The 20,591-nt window shown below is 35.6% G+C and carries 16 protein-coding genes, 1 tRNA gene and 2 pseudogenes; 6 read left to right on the top strand and 13 right to left on the bottom strand.

Going from position 1 to position 20,591, the window contains the following annotated elements; translation table 11 throughout:
* Positions 1–108 precede the first annotated feature (108 nt).
* Entirely contained in the window at positions 109–4,890 is a 4,782-nt protein-coding gene (locus EIB73_RS14645) for a translocation/assembly module TamB domain-containing protein (protein ID WP_125025973.1), read from the bottom strand.
* Positions 4,891–4,894: 4 nt separating this feature from the next.
* On the opposite strand from EIB73_RS14645, the gene tsaD reads away from it, so the two are divergent.
* The 3 genes from tsaD to EIB73_RS14630 are packed head-to-tail and all read left to right on the top strand — an operon-like array spanning position 4,895 to position 7,054.
* Complete coding sequence (gene tsaD, locus EIB73_RS14640; RefSeq protein ID WP_125025972.1) at positions 4,895–5,944, top strand: tRNA (adenosine(37)-N6)-threonylcarbamoyltransferase complex transferase subunit TsaD; 1,050 nt, start codon at positions 4,895–4,897, stop codon at positions 5,942–5,944.
* A gap of 7 nt (positions 5,945–5,951) precedes the next feature.
* Positions 5,952–6,350 (top strand): hypothetical protein, encoded by a 399-nt coding sequence (locus EIB73_RS14635; protein WP_125025971.1) that lies wholly within the window; start codon positions 5,952–5,954, stop codon positions 6,348–6,350.
* Positions 6,347–7,054, top strand: coding sequence for an RsmE family RNA methyltransferase (locus EIB73_RS14630; protein ID WP_125025970.1), 708 nt, complete (start codon positions 6,347–6,349; stop codon positions 7,052–7,054). The genes EIB73_RS14635 and EIB73_RS14630 overlap by 4 nt, the downstream gene beginning before the upstream one ends.
* 20 nt (positions 7,055–7,074) lie before the next feature.
* On the opposite strand, the gene EIB73_RS14625 is transcribed toward EIB73_RS14630, so the two are convergent.
* The gene (locus tag EIB73_RS14625) at positions 7,075–7,431 is read right to left on the bottom strand and encodes an SdpI family protein (RefSeq protein WP_228411252.1); all 357 of its coding nucleotides are present in this window, start codon (positions 7,429–7,431) and stop codon (positions 7,075–7,077) included.
* 12 nt (positions 7,432–7,443) lie between these two features.
* Complete coding sequence (locus tag EIB73_RS14620; protein WP_125025969.1) at positions 7,444–8,103, bottom strand: TrmH family RNA methyltransferase; 660 nt, start codon at positions 8,101–8,103, stop codon at positions 7,444–7,446.
* A 407-nt stretch (positions 8,104–8,510) separates the two neighbouring features.
* On the opposite strand from EIB73_RS14620, the gene EIB73_RS14615 reads away from it, so the two are divergent.
* The 3 genes from EIB73_RS14615 to EIB73_RS14605 all read left to right on the top strand — a co-directional run bounded on the left by EIB73_RS14615 (position 8,511) and on the right by EIB73_RS14605 (position 10,939).
* Positions 8,511–9,527, top strand: a complete 1,017-nt coding sequence (locus tag EIB73_RS14615) for an asparaginase (protein WP_125025968.1) — start codon at positions 8,511–8,513, stop codon at positions 9,525–9,527.
* 163 nt (positions 9,528–9,690) lie between these two features.
* Positions 9,691–9,777: transfer RNA gene (locus tag EIB73_RS14610), tRNA-Ser, on the top strand.
* A 301-nt stretch (positions 9,778–10,078) separates the two neighbouring features.
* The gene (locus EIB73_RS14605; RefSeq protein WP_125025967.1) at positions 10,079–10,939 is read left to right on the top strand and encodes a DUF6602 domain-containing protein; all 861 of its coding nucleotides are present in this window, start codon (positions 10,079–10,081) and stop codon (positions 10,937–10,939) included.
* A gap of 408 nt (positions 10,940–11,347) precedes the next feature.
* Here EIB73_RS14605 and EIB73_RS14600 read toward each other — a convergent pair.
* The 10 genes and pseudogenes from EIB73_RS14600 to EIB73_RS14555 all read right to left on the bottom strand — a co-directional run.
* Positions 11,348–12,399, bottom strand: a pseudogene (locus EIB73_RS14600) (IS3 family transposase); the annotation flags it as partial.
* Positions 12,400–12,567: 168 nt separating this feature from the next.
* Positions 12,568–13,473: an IS1595 family transposase gene (locus EIB73_RS14595; protein WP_125025966.1), complete on the bottom strand. Its 906-nt coding sequence runs from the start codon at positions 13,471–13,473 to the stop codon at positions 12,568–12,570.
* A 168-nt stretch (positions 13,474–13,641) separates the two neighbouring features.
* Positions 13,642–14,430, bottom strand: coding sequence for a hypothetical protein (locus EIB73_RS14590; RefSeq protein ID WP_125025965.1), 789 nt, complete (start codon positions 14,428–14,430; stop codon positions 13,642–13,644).
* Positions 14,431–14,463: 33 nt separating this feature from the next.
* On the bottom strand, positions 14,464–15,135 hold the full coding sequence (locus tag EIB73_RS14585; RefSeq protein WP_125025964.1) for a hypothetical protein: 672 nt from the start codon (positions 15,133–15,135) through the stop codon (positions 14,464–14,466).
* A gap of 1 nt (position 15,136) precedes the next feature.
* A complete protein-coding gene (locus EIB73_RS14580; protein ID WP_125025963.1) occupies positions 15,137–15,589 on the bottom strand; it encodes a hypothetical protein in 453 nt (150 codons plus the stop codon).
* 2 nt (positions 15,590–15,591) lie between these two features.
* On the bottom strand, positions 15,592–18,153 hold the full coding sequence (locus EIB73_RS14575) for a hypothetical protein (protein WP_125025962.1): 2,562 nt from the start codon (positions 18,151–18,153) through the stop codon (positions 15,592–15,594).
* A 1-nt stretch (position 18,154) separates the two neighbouring features.
* Positions 18,155–18,640 (bottom strand): DUF4280 domain-containing protein, encoded by a 486-nt coding sequence (locus tag EIB73_RS14570; protein WP_125025961.1) that lies wholly within the window; start codon positions 18,638–18,640, stop codon positions 18,155–18,157.
* Positions 18,641–18,672: 32 nt separating this feature from the next.
* Positions 18,673–18,993 (bottom strand): hypothetical protein, encoded by a 321-nt coding sequence (locus tag EIB73_RS14565; protein WP_164467905.1) that lies wholly within the window; start codon positions 18,991–18,993, stop codon positions 18,673–18,675.
* A 10-nt stretch (positions 18,994–19,003) separates the two neighbouring features.
* A complete protein-coding gene (locus EIB73_RS14560) occupies positions 19,004–19,657 on the bottom strand; it encodes a hypothetical protein (protein ID WP_125025959.1) in 654 nt (217 codons plus the stop codon).
* Positions 19,658–19,686: 29 nt separating this feature from the next.
* Positions 19,687–20,591: pseudogene (locus EIB73_RS14555) on the bottom strand (IS1595 family transposase).

Here is a 20,591-nt window from a genome sequence, read left to right as displayed (position 1 = left end):
TGTACTATTACAAAATTTTTGCAAATTTACAAAAAAATATGAAATAGAAAAAATTATATGAAACATTAATAAATTTTAACTAAAACGGGAACGATCTTATTGAAATTCTTATTTTATGGTATCGTTTTTAATGGAATCTGTTTTAATTACATTCTTAGACTTCTGTGATTTTACGGGCTTTTTCTTTCCTTTAAATATTGTATTAAAACTTTTACTGTACACCACCCCAACGCCATAACTTTGATTGGCACCTGCATTTCCGGCGGCTGCACCATTCAGCCCAATATTTGTTGGCTTGGAATAGGCACGCAGCAATCTTGTTCCGTCATTATTCTTGGACCAGTCATATTCCACAATTCCTTCTCCGGAAAGATAATCATATTCTGCATTATCAGATTTAGAAATGGGTATTCCCAAACCTGTTTTAACGGTTACTCGAGGAGATAAGGCGAAACTTACACTTGCGTTAGCACGATCGCCCGTATTTGATCCTGCATCGCCTTGCAGATAATTTAAATCGACCTGGAATTCATTGCTGATGGTATTCAGTACAGAACCTAATTGTTTAAACAACATATTGTATCCAGAACTTTCCGCGAAGTTACCGATGTTGATATCGAAAGCAGAATTGCCGACATTAAAACTGTTCATCACGAGGACTGATCCAAACTGAATGATTTTTTCATCTTCGTTGCTCATCTTTTCAGCCAGGGTTTCTTTTAAATTAGAAGAGACATCCTGCGCGGAAACACCCAGTTCAATTTTCGGATTATTTAGGGTCTGCGTAATTTTTGTACTCAGTAAAACATTGATGGGCTGTAAACTCCCGACATTCAGGTATTGTCCCGCATTGGTGACCGTACGCAAATAGGTTGCGTCAATATCCAGCTGTGGTGCCATAGCCTCACCATCCCAACGGATGGAACTTCCTTTCGCAATCTGGAAGGTCCGGTTCAGAATGGCTTTAGACACAAAGGTTCCATTGTCTACGATATAATTTCCGCTCATGTTGATTGCTCCCGTACGACCCATCATAAACCGCAATTTCTCCGAATTCCCACGCACTGTAATATCTCCAATATCATCGCCCACAAGAACATTTACAGTGGTTCCTTTATCAACGGCCAAAGTGAAATCGATATTCATATTGGCACTGGTCCTTTTCTTCTCTTCTGTTGTAACAGCGCCATTTTCGTCACGTTTTAAAAATCGTAACATTTTAAATTCTTCTACATTTGACGTCGAATTCGAGTTAAAGGTAAACACTGAATTACTAAGTGCCCTCATTTCCGGCGTAGAAATACTAAGGCCTGAAACAGGACCATCAACATACAAAGTTCCTGTGCCGTAAACTCTTCCCCAAAACAAATCGTAATCTTTCTGTGTAGTATTTAAAAGCATCAGATTATCAGCACGCATCACAAGATTGACTCCCATTGAAGAGATGGTTTCAAACTGTATTGCTCCGGAAATTGAACCTTTAGAGTTATTTCGCTCATCTTTTACCCCAATATCATTTAAGATCGCCAAACCTTTTGATAATGAAACTACGGTGTCATCAAACAAGTAATCGACTCCTGTGAAATCTAATTTTAATCCTAAATTTTTAAGAACGATATCTCCGCTGTAATCCACATCGCTCAACTGGCCCGTGATATTTAAGTCACCGGAAGCTTTCCCCCGAAGCTTTGAAAATACTCCCTTTACAAACTGTTGTGCGAAAGCCAGATCAAACTCATCCATATGGGCGACTAAATTTAATGTTGGCGAGGACGTATTATTATTAATGGTTCCTGTAAGCTGCAGGTCATTATCTCCCACAATTCCAGTGGAATGAAGTTTTACATCGACATCAAATACATTAGGGATCGCACTGTTTTTAGTGATGATCTCAATTTGCCCCATCTCATTACGATTCATAAAAATGTCGCTTATATTCAAGTCAATGAGCGGCTCCAAATTGTTTTTATTCATTTTAATATTAAAGTTACCATTGGCAATTCCTTTAATATCCATGTTATTATCTTGGTTTAGCAGTGCGATGACTTTTCCTAAATCCAGATTTCTTACTTCTCCGTCTACAGAAAAATCCTTAGCCGATTTAAAAATCGATTCTTTTAAAAACAATTCACTGTTATCAGAGTAAACGCGCAGATTTTGAATGAAGAAATCACCTGCTTTTTTTCGGTACGTAATGGAATGATTTAAGGTCGGATCAGTATCTACTGACCACGCAACATTATTAATTGTAATGGTCGTTGGTTCAAAACGGAATACATAATCTCCCGTGGAATTTGTAGTTTGATTCAGATTAACTGCGTATTCCTTTAATTCCTGTTTCACCTCTTCTTCCGGAGTACCGTGTTTGAAATTCGCCGCAATATGCAGGATCTGATTATTTTCATTTCTGCCACTCAGCGTAATATCTTTCAAGATATTCTTGTTGTATTCTACGCGATCGATTTTCGCATAAATCTGCTCCTCAAGATTAGCGGTATTGATACGAACCTGCAATTGATCGATCATGGCACTGTCACGTGTTATTTTATCCCGACCGGAAATTTTATAGGCCGGATTTGCCAGCGCGAGGGCTTTGTCAGCTTCCGTGATTTCTTCTTTTTTGGTCATCACATATTTCAGCGTTTCCGCATCCACATTCAGAATAAGATTATTAGAATCCCCATCGTAAGAACCGTTTACCGCAGCACCTTTTGGAATATGAAGATCCGGCACAAAGTAATTGACCAAATTCTGCTTAACATCAAAATCCAGAGAGAAATTCTGTCCGCGATATAATTTACGCGGCGCTGGACCTACTAAAACTTTCCCTAAGCCATTTTGCACCATTCCGGCCAAGTCTCCCAAATTAAATTTACCGGAAATCTGACCTTTTACAGCGCCAGGTGCATCAACAGAAACTACCCTTTTCCCGTCTTCAAAGAAAGCTTTCACATCGGCATTAGGAATAAAAAACTTTTGGGTTGCAGTCGCAAAACTGATGTTTTCCAGAGCAGCATCCAGTGTAAGATCATTTATATTGGTCATGGACACTTGCCCATCAACCAAACCACTCACGGCTTGTGTCCCGGTGGCACCTGTAAAATAATTAATATTCAAATAATCTACATCAGCTTTGATATCTGCAAAAAGTTTGGGCTTGCTAAAATCAATCAGTCCGTTCACTTTCGCGCGGGCCTGGTCGTCATTTACATTAATGATTCCCGTATATTTTTTATGATCCAACAGACCTTCCAAATAAACATTGTTGATGACCTTATCCGTAATTTCGATTTTTGAAATTTGAGATGTTGTTCTGATCACCATAGTATTCACATCAAAGCTTTGACCTTGAACATTGAATTTACCACTGATCAAACCAACTTCCTTACTTTTAGTGATGACCGACGTATTTAAATCGTTCACTTCGGCGAAACCGCGATATTTAGGCAAATTAGTACTGTAATCCGTGAGATAAAACTTATTAATTTTCGCCTGTCCGATCCCAGTGATGAGCCGTGCATTTGGTACGTAGACTTCTTTCGGTGTGACACGGGCTGCCCCATCATATTTTAACCTGCCAAAATCATCTGCAAAATTTTTCATTTTTGAAGAAATGAAGGTCGGCATCATCGCTTTCAGATCTTTATAGGTAAAATCGGTGGTCAATGTATTGGTTTCGATCTGAAAATTGCCTTTCAAAATATTGGAAACCTTCATGGTCTTAGTTTTAATATTAACCTGCGGATTTCTAATGAGGAAATTATCCAGATAAAATTTATTTAAAGGGCCTGTCATTTTACCTGAAATATTGATGGGTTTATAATTGTCCCAATCGGTTACAAAATAGCTGATATCATACCCACTAATCTGACTTCCCTGCTGCAACTGCAGATCCCAACGTACTTTATCTGTAAAATCCGCGAAAGAGCCATTGTTTAGATTGAACTTCAAATCGCCCTGAAGCAAGGAGTTATCGGTATTAATGGTTAGGTCTTTTAGGGAAAGATAGTCGTGCGTGAGAGAAAAATCGGTAGAGAACGTATCAACAAAATGCTTTTTGCCCCATCGTTCTGTGGTAAAACGCATATTATTGATCTGCGCGAAAACATTTGATCCATTTACTCGAAGTTCCGGAACCACCAAATTAAGATTTTTCGCGTCTAACCATTTTCCAGCCTCACCTTCCTGATTTTGATTAACAATGGAAACTTTTGAGTCGGTAATAAAAATCCGGGACTTTAACTGAAACGGTTCTTTAGGGGTCGTTGGCGAAGGTGTACTAAATAAATCTACGAAGCGTATAAAATTAGAAATACTGTCGCCTTTATATGTGATTACTTTTAGATCTAATTTTTTTAAGGACAACGATTGAAACTGTAAATTTCGGGAATTACTGATAATTGAAAACCAGTCAGAATCTGCATAAAGCTCTTCTGCTTTTAAAAACTTAAAATTTTTGTGATCTTTAACATCTAAATTATGAATATGGATGTCGCCAAAATAACTCACATCTACACTTTCAAAGGACATGGAGGATTTTAGATCCTGGTTCAGCTTTGCAATAACTTTCTGCGCTGCCCAGTTTTTAGTTGCCGGTAAACTGACGATGACAATAAATGAAGCCACAATAAACAGCGCAGTCCAAAAAACAATGAGTAAAAGTTTCGCCCACCACGTGTAACTGGTGACATCTTTTGCCGCCTGCTGTACAAATTCACCTGCCGTTTCTACCGGATGGTTAATTGCATCAGACGCCAGATTACCGGCATCTTTCACTGTTTCCTTTACTGATTCCTGAACATTTTCGACGCGCTTTTGCACAGAATCTCCAATATTCTCTGCAATTGATTTTTTATTTTCGTTATCGTTATTATTCTCTAAATTTGCCATTGTTATGAGTGACTCAATAATTTTAGGTATAGAATCTTCGTGCGACGACACTTCTGCGGCGGTGCTCAAAGGTAACAAAATCCTTAGCAACATCGCGGCAAATCAGGAAATCCACAAAGAATATGGCGGCGTGGTTCCGGAATTGGCTTCCCGTGCGCACCAGCAAAATATAATACCCGTAGTAGATAAGGCCTTCAGCAAAGCAAATATACAACAAAAAGATATTTCTGCGATCGGATTTACACGCGGTCCCGGCCTCCTGGGTTCCTTATTGGTTGGGACTTCTTTTGCGAAATCTCTCGCGATGAGTTTGTCGGTTCCTTTAATTGAAGTCAATCATTTACAGGCTCACATTTTGGCCCATTTTATTGAGGATGCCAATCCAAAAGCGCCCAATTTTCCTTTTTTATGCCTGACGGTTTCGGGCGGACATACGATGATCGTTTTGGTTAAAGACTATTTTGACATGGAGATCATCGGTAAAACGATTGATGATGCCGCCGGAGAAGCGTTTGATAAGATTGGAAAGATCTTTGGACTGGATTATCCCGCAGGTCCAATCATTGATAAATTATCAAAAAACGGAAACGAAAATTCTTTTAAATTTAATAAGCCTAAACTCGACCATTTCAACTATTCCTTCAGTGGAATAAAAACTTCGGTGCTTTATTTTATTCAGAAAGAAGTGCGAAAAAATCCTGATTTCATTAAAGAGAATATCGATGATTTATGTGCTTCTGTTCAAAAAACCATCGTGGAAATCCTGATGGATAAACTTGAAAAAGCGGCCATCGATTTAAACATCAAAGAAATTGCGATTGCCGGTGGTGTTTCTGCAAACTCGGGTCTGCGGGAAGCCATCCAAAAAAACTCCGAGAGATTGGGGTGGAACATTTACATTCCTAAATTTGAATACACGACCGATAACGCGGCAATGATCGCCATGGTTGCAAAGCTGAAATTTGACCGCGGTGAATTCGCTGATCTGTCCATTTCGGCAACTGCAAGATATGATATCGAGGAAGGTTTCAAGAAAGACATTAAAACATTATAAATCTCCGATGAAAATATTATTAGAAGAAAAGGTGCTCGTAACGCACTCCAAAAAAAACTCCAGATATTATTGGGTATTGGAAACCATTACCGGACAAAGAGCGCCATCGGAAGAAACATTAGATTTTTTGCCTTCGAGTTCTGAAAAAGGTTATATTCAAGATATAAAAGAAGAAATATTGGAGAAAATTAATTCCGAAAATATTTTCAGTTTTCCCTTTACGCCCAAAGAAGGAGATTATTTATCCATCAAAAATAATTTAAGAAAATCTGAATATTTAAATTTAATTTTCATTAATAATAAATGGATGGAAGAAATTTACACCTGCAGCTACAGAGAATGTGAAACTGACATCTACACGACGATTAAAACAGGCGTGGCATTTTTAAGCGAAAATATAGTATGAAACTATTTTATGGAGAAATAGCCGATAACAAAGTATTTATCGACAGTGAAGAGCAAACCCATATTGTAAAAGTTTTGCGCATGCGATCGGGTGAAGAAATTTTCGTGACCGACGGCAAAGGGAATTTAGCAAAAGGAAATCTCATTTTCGAAGGAAAAAAAGTATCACTCGATATTTCAGAAATTAAAGAAGACCTGCCGAATTTCCCTACGCAACTTCATATCGCCATCGCTCCCACGAAGAATATTGACCGTATTGAGTTTTTTGTAGAAAAGGCGACTGAAATGGGAATCTCAGAAATTACGATTCTTCAAACCGAAAAAACGGAGCGTAAAAATCTGAACATCGAAAAGCTGAGAAAGCAAAGCATTTCTGCTTCGAAACAAAGTCTGCGTGTTCATTTTCCTGTGATTAATGATCTGACTAAATTTTCTGATTTTATTAAAAACGTTGATCCCGAAACCACTTTTGTCGCGCACTGCAATGAAAACTTAGAGCGAATAGATTTAAAATTAATTCAACAGGAACAGCATGACAGTGCTAAAACCATCACTTTTTTAATTGGGCCAGAAGGTGATTTTTCTGAGAAGGAAATTAAGCTTTTAGCGGAAAAAGGAGTGAAAGCAGTTTCGCTTGGAAATCAGCGGTTGAGAACTGAAACTGCCGGAGTTTTCGTGGCCGCCTGGAATTATGGGTTGATGTAAGGATTTGAAAGTTAAAAATTTCAAATCCTGAATTTCTTTTTTATTTTCCTTTCCACTCTTAAAAGAAGAAGCAGGACAGTAGCGAGCATCAACGCTAATCCGATGATTAGATTTATTGAATCACCGAAATTTGTGACGAAAACCAAGAGTGAACTCAGCGCTAACAAACCGCCTGATTTCATCATTTCTTTTGCAGACAATTTTTGAGCAAAATCCCATCTTTCATTAGATTTCATTGAAGATTTTGTCCTATAGCCATAAAGTGAGTTGATCTTTTTTGGCGGAAATTTAAGTTGCACGAATCCTGCCAGAATAAAGAAGATTCCGCCTAAAAAGGTGATATTAAATAAAGGATTTTCTAGCAACTCATTCAGCATAGTTCTCTTTTTTTAGGAATTGTCTTTCAAATATTTTGCAAAAATCTGCTCGCCACTTTTTATGGAATTTACAGCCCAGCGGACTTTCATTTTCCATAATTTTTCTTCCGACAGTTTATAATCTAAATTGGACCCCATCAACTTCTGTTTCAATTCATACACGCAAATTGCAGCCGCGACCGAGACGTTAAAACTTCTCGTAAATCCATACATCGGAATGGCCAAAGTTTCGTCGGCGAAGTCTAAAATCTCGTCGGTTACGCCTTCCGCTTCTGTTCCAAAAACCAAAGCGACAGGTTCTGTTATTTGAAAATCAGGAAGTAATGTGGCATTATTTTCCGGTGAAACTGCGACGATTTTATATCCGCGATTCTTAATCATTTCAATAGAATCCAGGCTATGAGGAAGTCGCTCCACCTCTACCCAAGTTTCTGCGCCTTTGGTGACTCTAAGATTAGGATTGAATTTATTCTGACTTTCCATCGTCACAATTTTGTGAAATCCACACGCTTCTACCGACCGAACAATCGCCGCGGCATTACGAAACTGATAAACATCTTCGATGACGGGCAATAAGAAATCGGAACTTTCGGGAGCGAAATGATTGATTTTCTGGAGTCTTTCGTCGGTCAGAAACTGCTGAAGATATTCAAAGATTTGTTGGTCTTTCATAAGGTCAAAAATAGGCATTAATTTGGAAAATGAAAGATTTAAGAAGCCACGAATACACGAGTTTTTTGTAGTTATAATTGAGCCTGCAACTTCTGAAGTGGAAGATCTTTAAGAATTATGAAAATGGTGTATTCTGTGTGAAGTAGGGGATTTGGTGGCGCGAGCGAAGCGAGCGCCGAAAAGTGTTGCCTGTTTTTTTACACAATATATTCCTTCTAAGACCTGTTTGGTTTCGAAGCGGAATCTGCGCCCCGACTTGAACGGAGCTCTTTTTAATTGGTGGCTGACCTCGCTGTGATAGTTGAACCTTCTGATCGCAAGCCAGCAATTAAAAAAGCGGGAGTGGAAGGCGGAAAAAGGCGCCCAAAATAATCAGAAATTATACTAAATAACGTATTTTTGGATTTATGAAAAGAAAAGTGCTCCTGATTTATACCGGTGGAACGATCGGCATGGAAAAAGATTACGAAACCGGCAGTTTGATGGCCTTCGATTTTGGAAATATATTTCAGAAAATTCCGGAAATGAAGTTGATCGAATGTGAAGTAGAAGTTTATCCGTTTCGAAAACCCCTGGATTCCTCGGATATGGGACCGAAAGAATGGATAATCATCGCCAACCACATTGGTAAAAACTACGAAAACTACGACGGCTTTTTGATTCTTCATGGAACGGATACGATGTCTTATTCTGCTTCTGCCCTGAGTTTTATGTTGAAAAATTTGCGAAAACCAGTGATTTTAACAGGTTCCCAATTGCCAATTGGGGATTTGCGAACAGACGCAAAAGAGAACCTTTTGACCAGTTTGTATTACGCCAGTTTATATGATCATGATGAGGCAGTTATTCAGGAAGTTGCGGTTTATTTTGAATATAAACTCCTTCGTGGAAACCGAACTTTAAAATATTCTGCGGAGTTTTTTGATGCGTATCAAACGCCGAATTATCCGGTTCTCGGTCAATCTGGGGTTCATTTAAATGTTGAAAAAGATTTTTTGTGGCGCTCGAAAACAGAGGAGCCATTTACCGTGGATACTCATATATCACAAGATGTTTTATTCTGGCGGATTTTTCCCGGAATGCATTTGAATCATTTTACGGAAATCCCTCATGTGAAAGTTTTGGTCCTGCAGGTTTTTGGCTCCGGAACTATTTTCAATACGGAACAAACGAAGAAAATTTTGCAAAAACTTCGAGAGAATGGAACTGAAATCGTGGTTATTTCGCAATGTGTGTCGGGTGGAATTAGCTTTGGAAAATATACCAACTCTAATATTTTCCGTGAAATCGGTGCTATTAGTGGAAATGATATTACGGCCGAAAGCGCGATTACGAAGGCAATGCATCTTTTAGATAATCCTAATTACGGAGGTAGTTTTGCGGAGAATTTTGTTAAAAATTTATGTGGTGAAGTTTCTGAATAAATTGAGATATAAATTTCAAAAACAAGCGTCAAAAAACTGCATGTCAATCAATGTAGAATAATAAGATAGGCGCAAATATCAATCGACATCATATTATTTTCAAGAATTTTTGTTTTCCATTTTTAGAATTCAATTAATTACCCTATTTTTGCAGTCTTCAATCAGAGAGGTGTCCGAGTGGTTGAAGGAGCTACCCTGGAAAGGTAGTGTACGGGTAACTGTACCGTGGGTTCGAATCCCATCCTCTCTACAATTTCAGTTGATTATCAATTACTTACGGTAATTACAGCCAAAAATACAGCCAAAACTTTTTAAGTTTTGGCTGTTTGTATTTTATGACATTGCATGACATTTAAAAATATATTACCTTCCCACATAGGCTCCCACGAAAATAGTCAATACTTTTATTTGTTGATAATCAAAAATTAAGTAAATAAGATTTTGCAGAATTATTATTAAAAGGTAAACTAATAAGAATACTATATTAAGCTCTTAAAAGAAATAATAAAAATAATTGCTGCATTTAAAATTCAATTTTAAAAAAGAATATAATGATAAACACAATCTCAGATTTATTAAATGAATTTATAAAAGTTGAAACAGATATTTTAAATAAACAAAAAATAAAACATCCTACTACAATAGGAACTATGTTTGAAGGGCTTACAGAAGCTGTTTTGACAAAAGCAATGTTTAAAGACTTGGGATTAAAAATTGTGAAGAACAGTTTTATCAAAGGATGTGACACAGAATTTGATGTTTTACTTGTTGATGGAGATGGCGAAACAATACCATATACCGAACGCTATATATTTCCATCAGAGCAAGTTATTGCCATAATTCAGGTTAAAAAAAATCTTTACTCAAAAGATATAAAAGATTCATACACAAATCTTCAATTTATTATTGATCATTACAATTCAGAAAAAATCGAAGATTTTCAATTTAGACTTTTAAGAGATGCTTTTAAATCAATTGCAAGAAAAGATTTATCAATATTTCGAAGCAAAAATCATATAATTGAGGAAGAAGGTCTTTATCACTTTTTGAAAAATGAAGCTGTTTTGCCTGTTAGAATTGTATGTGGTTATAATGGTTTTAATAACGAATTTAATTTGAGAGAATCTTTCATTAATTATTTAGGTGAGAACATCTCTAATGACAGGGAAAATATAAAGCACGGTTTTGGACCTCATAATTTTCCTAATTTAATAATTTGTGGAACATACTCATTAGTTAAATTAAACGGCAATCCTTTTGGCTATCAAATAGACAAAAAAAATTGGTGGAGTTTCTACGCAAGTTCTTCTTATAATCCAACAAATTTTTTTCTTGAAGCAATTTGGACTCGGTTATCGTATAAGTATCAGAGTTTGCCCATGAGCATCTTTGGAGATGATCTATCAATATAACCCTTAAAATTATATATAGACTGTAGATTAAAAAAATTTAATAACGATTTAGTAGGATGGGAATATAATTACAGAGAATTTACTAAAAACTCTTTGGAAGAAGTTTCTGAACCTGTTGAGTGGAATCCAAGCTTTCTAGATAAAGAAAAATTTTTTAATTATACAAGAACTATGTAAAGATTCGGTCATTAACATAAAAGAAGACAAAGATTTAGAGAATTTTATAATCAAGGATGGTAACTATAAGTCCTTAAATGATTTTTTGATAATGTAGACTCCCCATTTTCAGTACGGTTCAAAAATAGAATTTTTTTTTAATACATTGGTACTGTTGTCGTCGGATGTGGGAAAGTGGTCAGGAATAGAGCTGGCCTTAAGGTGGGCTTGCTGTCCATTTTTCCACATCACAGGTGATAATCCGCCCAGTGATTCATGTGGTCTTTCGTGGCTATAATCGTTAACCCAATCTTGCGTGATGTTCCTTACGTCATCCAAAGTTTCAAAGATGTATGCGTCCAGAATTTGCTCTCTGTAAGTTTTATTAAAACGTTCAATATAGGCATTCTGCGTGGGTTTTCCTGGCTGAATGTAAGCAAACGTTATGTCATTAAGCGTGCTCCATACGGAAGCAATATTGGCAACGAACTCAGGACCGTTATCCATACGTATCTTTTTAGGCTTACCATATTTATTCACCAGGTGATTTAAAATCCAAATCACTCGTGAACTTTTCAAACTGTAATCTACCTCAATATGCAGGATTTCCCTGTTATAATCATCAATCACATTAAAACTGCGGAACTTCCTTCCATTTGATAATACATCACTCATAAAGTCTATGCTCCATGTATGAGTAAAGGTTTTGGGTACTTCCAATGGCACCTTAACTCGTGCAGGAAGACGTTTCTTGGCCTTACGACGTAACGGAAGTTTCATTTGCTTGTAAATCCTGTGAAGACGCTTATGATTAATTTTCTCGCCTCTATTACGTAAGCGGTAATAATACTTCCAAAAACCTTCACGCGGGTAATTTTGCGTGAGTTGTTCCAGTTCCATCATTACCGTAGAATCATCTTTGATCGAGCGGTAGTGAAAACTGCTCCTGCTTAAATGTAGTACGCGTAAAGCCCTGCCAGAATCCTTCGGATGAAGTTCTTTAATCTCTCTTACGATCTGACGTTTCCGACAAGGCTTTAGAGCTTTTTTTCGATAATATATTTAGCAACATCGAGTTCCATCGCCAGATTGGCGTACATACGCTTAAGCCGGGCGTTTTCCTCTTCCAGCTCTTTTACACGTTTAAGCTCACTGGCTTCCATGCCGTTGTACCTTTGACGCCATTTATACAAAGTGGCGATACTGATGCCATTTTCTCTGGCTAATTCTTCGGCACTACGACCTCCACTAAACTCCTTTAAAATACCTGCAATCTTGGCAGGACTAAAAACACTCTTTTTCATGATAATAATTACGATTTAAAGTTAATAATTTTTATACTTTTGAATCGTACTGTTTTCGGGGGAGCTTACAACACAAGTACTTCGTAAGGATTTGCAGGAGAAATTTTTATTGTGTAAACTAACGTTTTCTCAATTATATTATTGTTTTTAATGTATGTCCGTTTTTAATCATACTCCTGTGATGCTTGCTATCACGATTCTATCGAATATTTTGTCGCCAAAATATCGTCTATTAAGTTTGTAAACGAACTCATTGAGGTACAGTTGAAGGTTTTTGCGCTTTATTTTGTGGTAATTTCCTAACAAATTTCTCTTTGCATTGCTGATGAATATGTGAACCCAACGCAAGGTATCTTTTGTGGTTTCTTTGGTAGATTTCTCTGAGATATGAATTTCTACAAGCGTTGATATATCTACATATGACGTGCTTTGATCGGTAAATACGATACTCGATTCTGCGATTGTCTTTTGTACCAAATCATTAATTCCTTCGGCTGTGTCATCCTCTAAAACTATTGCTTTAAAATATCTGCAAGATTTCGATTTTTGACCCGTGTCAATATCTTCCAATGGCGTAGATTCGGCTATTACTGCTACATTTTGTTTTCCAACAGCACCTCTTCCGCGAATACCTTTTTCTTGTTCTATCTCCGTAGATTCAACTGTAAAATAGCCTTCATCCATTTCAATCATTCCCTCCAAAGTATATCTCTCATCTCGCTTTCCCATTGCTTTTCTCAATTTATTCATCATCGCCCAAACTGGTTCATAACGCTTCAATCCTAATTGTCTTTGCAGTTCTTTGGCAGAAAATCCTTTTTTAGTTGCGCTCATAAGAAACATCGCTTTGTACCAAGTCAAAAATGATAAGTTTGAGTTTTCCATTATCGTCCCACTTTTCAATGTAATACGTTTTTTACAGGATTTACATTCATAACTTAGTCGGCTTTTGATCCAGAAAAAATCCTTCCTTCCACACCGACAAGCAACTCCAATTTTATCCCGCTCTTCTTTAAAATGATTAATACAATCCTGCTCACTACTAAACTCTACTCCAAAACTAAATATATTCATCTCAATTATTTATCAATCAAGCAAATATACGAAAATATGATAAGTTGCGGACATACATATTGTTTTTACTATTTTTTTCATTAGAATACTTATCATCTTTTTTTCTTGGCAATTTGTTAGATTCAAAATAAATAAGCGGCATAAAAGTGTTTTCATAAAAATTTAATTTTACCTGATAATTTCCAATTGTGAACCAGAATTTTTTTTATGAAATAAAACCATTTCCGTAAAACCGTATTCGTCTTTGTTTACAGATTCAAATACAAAACCAGGTGATTGCTTTTTCGCTTGCAATGACACCATTTTCCCTTCTCCAAAGAAGACTAACTTGTAATTTGAAGAATCAATTGATTCAATTTTTTTCGGCAAACCATAAAAAATACTTTCATTATTATCTTTAATTTCTTCTTTGGTTAAGTAAAAACTCTTTATATGTTCTTTGGTTCGTTCATCAAATAAAGCGAGATACTCATTTTCATTTCGTGTATTGTATATTTCAGTAATTTTAGAAAGATTTTCGTTCAATTCTGCAAGCAATTGCTTTTCCTCTATTTTTGTTAAATCTAAAGATTTTGCCCAACCTAAATTTATGTATGGAACTTCTGCTTGGAAAGCACTATTCTGAACAAACATTGGCAAATTATTTTCTTTAAAATTAAATGCGGGAAATGCGTGAACAAGATTTCTGCCAGACGCTTCTAAATTTGCTTCTTTTACAAAAACTTTTAATTCGCAATTCGCAAATATTGAAATTCTTTCCCCTTTTTTAGGACTAGAGATTTTTACAGTAATGACATGTTTTCCGCTATGTAAAATCGCATCATTTATTGGGTAATCTACCGCCATTCCGCCATCTTGAAAGTTACTAAAAACAGGGAAATCATTAATTAATATTTCAATGAAACAATTGGCGGTTTTTATTTCTAATTCGTAAAAAGGCTCTCTTAAATTTTTCATACTTTATTATTAAAAATGCTTCTTTTTGTTTGATTATTTATCATTTTTGAAACTATTTTCGTTGAAAAGTAAAAAGGTTTCATCATTTTTAATTGCTTTTTTTACAGAATCATTAAATCTATTATTTTTTATTACCAATAAACTAACATAAAACGAATTTTTAGATTTTTGATTTTTCATTACTTGGTAAAAGTATTTTTTTGATTTCCACTGATATATTTCAGATTCATCCGCATATAATGTGTTAATAGAATGTTTCATTCCAATTAATCTATCGATGTCATTTATAATATTATTAATTTTTTTGCTATCGCCATTATAAATTGTATACACTTTATAAGAAATAAGATTTTTTTGGGAATCTACCAAGAATGATAAATTATCAAATTTAAAAACATTACTAAATTTAAAAAATCCTTCTCCAAAATTTTCATTTAAAGGATTTCTAATTTTAATTTTATAAGCCAAAATTTTATCAGATTTAGAAATTGCATCTTGCTTTTTTTCTATAAAACCATCTGTAAACGCAGTAATTGAAACTTGAGTTTTAGAAACAAGAACATCTACATTTTCATCAAAAGATATTTTAGAAACATCAAAACTGCCACAATCTCTACAAATGTTTTTAGGGTTTTCGTTTTGCTGGCAATTAAAGCAAATAATTAAAAAAAATGAAAGGAACACAGTTATATTTTTTTTGAGCATATTATTGGGTTTTTAATATATTATATTTTTTTAAAACTTCGGATAAGCCTTGTTCATTTTTACTGTAAACTAATTTTACAAGCGGAATGCTGTATCCACTATCAGTAGTTTTCCAAAACAGACTATTTTCCTCCATGTTAGGAATTTTTACATTTTTTAAATTGTCTTGCAAGAGTGTAAAAATAGTAAGCAAATCTCCATCGTGAAACTTTTCTTCAATTTTCATTTTATCCTTGTGAAATATTAAAAAAATAGGAAATAGTATTTTACTCCAAAATGTCTTTTTACCAATATATTTAATTGGCATTAATAAATAAAAAGTTATTAGATATTCATATCTTTCATCATGATGAAAAATCAAAATATTTTCGATAGAATCTAGATTAATTTTTTCTATCATAAAAAAATTTTCTATAATTAAAAAGCCATCTTTTATTTTAAAATCAATTTCCACACTTATTTATTTTCATACACGGTTTCTGGTTGAGTAATTTTTCTTGGTTTTAAAATAATGAATTTATCTTTATACTCATTGTTAGGAGGTGCATTTTGTTTTCTATTATGAGCCAATGTTACTACAATAATTGTCATTTCTGCACCAAGCCAAGAAGTTTCAGTTTTTTTGTATTTGCCTTTTCCTTTTTCTATTCCATGCTCTTCAATATAACGAATTCCTGTTGCAACTGAACCTTCAATTTTAAAATTTTCCCTTTCAGCCACATCTGTAGGAATAGTATTTCCTTCCATTCTTCTAACATCTGGAATCATAATTACATCTTTCTTTTTAATACCAACTTTAAAAGTGAATGTTAAATCGACTACGACTTTCTGTTTGGTATTTGGAGCAAAACCATCAATTTCATTGTAAGATAACCCAATATCATAACTAATTGCAGTTCCTGCTTCCGCCAATATGTATATATCTTCTTTAATTAAATTTTCAATAATATCTAACAGCCATTCTATAGCCGTACCAACAAATCCAAAGACAGATAGATTTTGCGTAATATCAAAACCAATTTTTAATCCGATTAATGGCTTAAAACCGGCTGCACCTGTAAAGTTGGCAACGGGTTGTCCATTACTTTTAGCAAAATCATACTTCCATTTTAATAAAAAAACTATTGATGGTGGTTCTATATCAAATGTGATTTTATTGATGACAGATTTTGAAATCGCGGCCGAGGTTTTATTATTTTCATCTCCTTTAAATAAAGAAGCAAAACCCACAATAGAATTATAAGTCCCGATAATTTTTTCGATATTTCTCACAAAATTCAATGAAATCTGCTCATAAAAATCGCCCCCATTTATAGAATATTTTATGTTAAGAGAATATCCAACTCCACCTTTTTGAATTAATTTTCCAGTTTGTTCTGCTTTAATTCCTTTAAACTGGTATTCACCTAAACCTTGTTGTAACCTTGTAACTGTAGTATTTTCTGCCTTTACTCTAAAACCAGCCATTGTTGTAATTATAAAAGCCACTTCCCACTCAATATCGGGGAGAATAGAGAAATTTATATTATTTTGATGTCTGCAAGTTGCTGCAATAATTTTTAAATGTGAATATTTTTGATTGTTTTGAAAGTCATTTGATAGCCAAAAATATTTCATCATATTCATTCTCTCATAATCAAAAAATGCAGTTCCAGCAATATTTTTCGGTTGCTGTTCCGTAATGTTTATATTTTTGGGAAGTTTCGCTTTATCGTAAGTAAAAATATTTTTATCATGATCTTTTGGCGTCTTATCAAAACGGCAATCTGTCGTGTCAGCTTTGTCATCCACTTTTAAACTAAATTTTTTGGGATCGCTTCCTACAATGATGCCTATTTCAAGTTTTGGATTAAGCTCCTCTGCGGACTTTTCCTTAAAAAGGGTATTTGTCAAACCTTTAGGATCTGTATAGTCTAACTGTGTGTACTGACACGGATGATAAGCTGCGATGTTGGTAGAAATTTCACTTTGTACAACAGGAAGATTTGTGACCTCCTGAGGTGCGCTGTGCAAAACTCCATTCATACCCACTTCTAAATGTTCGCGTGAGAAATTTTTAAAATATTCTCCTGTCTTACGCGATTTTACGGTTGGATAGATTTTTATGTTTTCACCCGCAAATTTCATCCAACCCCAATCTACTTTTACTTCTATAGTTGTTTTTTGAAGATAATTTTCTTGCTCTGCTTTTTGATCTGTATTATCTTGACCGCCTTTTACTAAAGCGTCAGAAATACCTGGCTTTCCAACTTCCTTAGGATGTACAATATGAATATTTACTTCCCGCTGAAAACTACTTTTTTCCGAAACGTTAAGTTGGTCATCCGCCGTAAAAATATCCTCATCAAAAAGCTGAATTTCTAATTCCTGTCCATATAGCCCTTCCGTATAAATGTGCAGCAGAACTTCAGAATTAAATGCCACAAGCCTATCTTTAAGTAGATTGTAATCAAAATCTGTCCATTCTACTCTAATAATCTTAGGCTTACCCATAGCCTGCACAAATACACCATTTGGCTTTTTGCCCTTCGCACCCTCTTTCGGTTGGAAAGCTTCCATATAAGCCAATCCGCCACCTTCTAGAATTTTGGGGAATCTTAAGCTATACACGCCACTTCCTGTAATCCCTTTTGTAAAAGAATCATTGTGGGAGAGTTCGTTCGGCTGCAATTGTTTCGGCGCGACTACCCATACCCAGTTTACCTCTTTATAATCAATTTCTAAATCGTCTACTGATTTCCTCCTTTTAGCTTCCCGCTGTGCTTTATTAGCGTTCCAGTTTTCGTCAAGTTTTACCTTAGTCCATTCTGGCTGTGTTGCTCTCTCATTCCACTTTTCTCTGGCAAACTGTTCGCCTTTCGCAAAATCTGCATCAATTTGCTTTCTTTTGTTTGCAAATTCAGTCACCTCAACTTTAAATTCTCCTGCTTCTATAAGTTTAAGTAACCCAAATGATTTATCGAAAGAGCTTTTGGTTTCATTATTTTCAATAACTTTAATGTTCAATCCATCATTCATATCAAAGGTTTTTAATGATTAATAAACTGCCGTCTTCTTCCTTCAAATCCACAAATGGAAAAAGTTCCGCTAAAACCTCGTCATCAGCATTTTCTACATTTTTTTGGGATACTTCTGCGGTCTGTCCGTGGTTGATAATGGTGATGCAGTCTTTGCCACCACTGGGGCACGTTGCTTTACTGTCTTCTAAAAGCGCCTTTCCATTGTTGTCCTGCAACGTTATTTTGTCATAAAAGCCACTCCAGGCAGTCACTACCGCTTGGCAGGGCTTGAAGCCTCCACCGGGTAGAGGTTGCATCTTGCAGGGTCCGAACGTGTTTTTTTCGAAGGTCGTACCAATGTCCATGTGAGTGGCCATCAATTTTTTGCTCCCCTCTTTATCATTGATATAACGTTTGGCTTGGGTCAGTACTTTTAGCTTATCAGGTGTAGCACCATAGTTACATTTTACAATAGCACCCTGGCAGACAAGATGTTTTTCACTCATATTTGTGTTTTATTTTTCATTCAACTATTCGCTTACTGAAGCTCGTAAAGTTGAAAATTAATTTTTAGTTCCTGTTGGGATTCGTAAGCGGAAACCCATCCCGTGATAGAAAATATTTCATGACTTTCCCGGTGGAATTTATATAGTAAATCCAATTCTCCTTTTTGGGAATGTTTATTAAATGGAGTTTCCTGCTCCGCGCCCGTAAGATGCAAAGCGATCTTATTACCGCGTGTAAATTCCCTGTTCAGATTAAAACTTATCTCATAATCAATCCATTTATTAGCCTGGGAAAAGTAGCACTTCAAAGTGCCTTTTCGTGAAAAATCCGTGTAGGTTTGATAAACCGGCAATAAGAATAAATTATAAAAGATGTTTTTTTTCCAACAGATCCCGCTTTAGATCTATGTTTTCAAATGCGCGGTCTAGTTTTGAAAGAATTTTATCGGCAGTTTCCGACTGATAATATTCAGCCAGTTTTGGGCGACGCTCTTCTTTCCAGCGTTTCGAAATATCCCCGCTGTTTATGATCTTACGCATTCTTCCGTTTGCTCCCGTGGCCACCTTCAGAGGATATAAAACGTGTTCTGCTTTCTCAAAAAGTTGCTCGATGGTTTGATCAATCTCCTGATTGTTTTTATAAGTCTTCTGTTTAAGTAGATCTATATGGTCAAAGTTCCGGTTGACTTTAATTTGGTAATGTAGCTGTAACTCCTTCGGAGAAAATGTGGTGATGACGCCATATTTTTTTTCACTGATTTTATCTGGCTGTACAAGTTTACTGTTCTGCAGGAGTTTTTCCTTCCGGCTGCTAACACTTGTTGTGGGCAGATAAACATATTCAACATATTTAGACAGATGCAGCGTAAGCAGATCTTGTAGCGGGCAGTATTTGTTATGAAAAGCCACTACTTCCTCCGCCGACAATCCGTACTCACGCGCGCAATCTTGCAAGTTAAAAAGCCCATCCACTTTTACTCTCGTAAATGCTGTAAGCTTGTCTTTTTGTTTTATCATTAATTAAAATTATGTATGTCCGTTTTCCATCATACTTCTGTAATGATTGCTATGACTAGTCTATCGAATATTTTTTCTCCAAAATACCTGCGATTTAGCTTATAAACGAATTCATCAAGGTAAAGTTGCAAGTTTTTGCGCTTTATTTTGTGGTAGTTTCCCAGCAAATTTCTTTTTGCATTACTTATAAAAATGTGAACCCATTTCAATGTTTCTTTTGTGGTCTGCTTTGTTGATTTTTCCGAAATATGTATTTCCACTAAACTTGCAATATCAACATACGAAGTACTTTGATCGGTAAATACAATACTTGATTCTTCAATTGATTTTTTTACTGTTTCATTAATTCCTTCTGCCGTATGATCGTCCAGAACCTTAGCCTTAAAATATCTGCAGGACTTTGAATTCTTCCCCGTTTCAATATCTTCTAACGGTGTGGATTCTGCCATCACTGCTACATTTTGCTTACCTGCTGCACCTCTTCCGCGAATCCTTTTTCCTGTTCGATTTCGGTAGATTCCACGGTAAAATAACCCTCGTCCATCTCAATCATACCTTCCAAGGTGTATTTTTCATCTCTTTTCCCCATCGCTTTTCTCAATTTGTGCATCATTGCCCAAACTGGTTCATAACGCTTCAATCCCAATTGTTTCTGCATTTCTTTTGCGGAAAAACCTTTTTTGGTGACACTCATTAAAAACATGGTTTTATACCAAATCAAAAAAGACAGATTTGAATTCTGCATGATTGTACCACTTTTTAAGGTAATGCGCTTTCTACAACTCTTACATTCATAACTCAGGCAGCTTTTGATCCAGAAAAAATCTGTCTTTCCACACTTGCATTTTATCCCTATTTTATCACGTTCAGCCTTAAAATGGACAATGCAATCCTCTTCACTACTAAATTCAACCCCGAAATTAAAAATATTCAT

Origin of the sequence: Kaistella carnis, from assembly GCF_003860585.1 — a bacterium.
Taxonomy (GTDB): domain Bacteria; phylum Bacteroidota; class Bacteroidia; order Flavobacteriales; family Weeksellaceae; genus Kaistella; species Kaistella carnis.
Note: the sequence above shows the minus strand (reverse complement) of the source record. Positions and strands in the feature narration are given on the sequence as shown.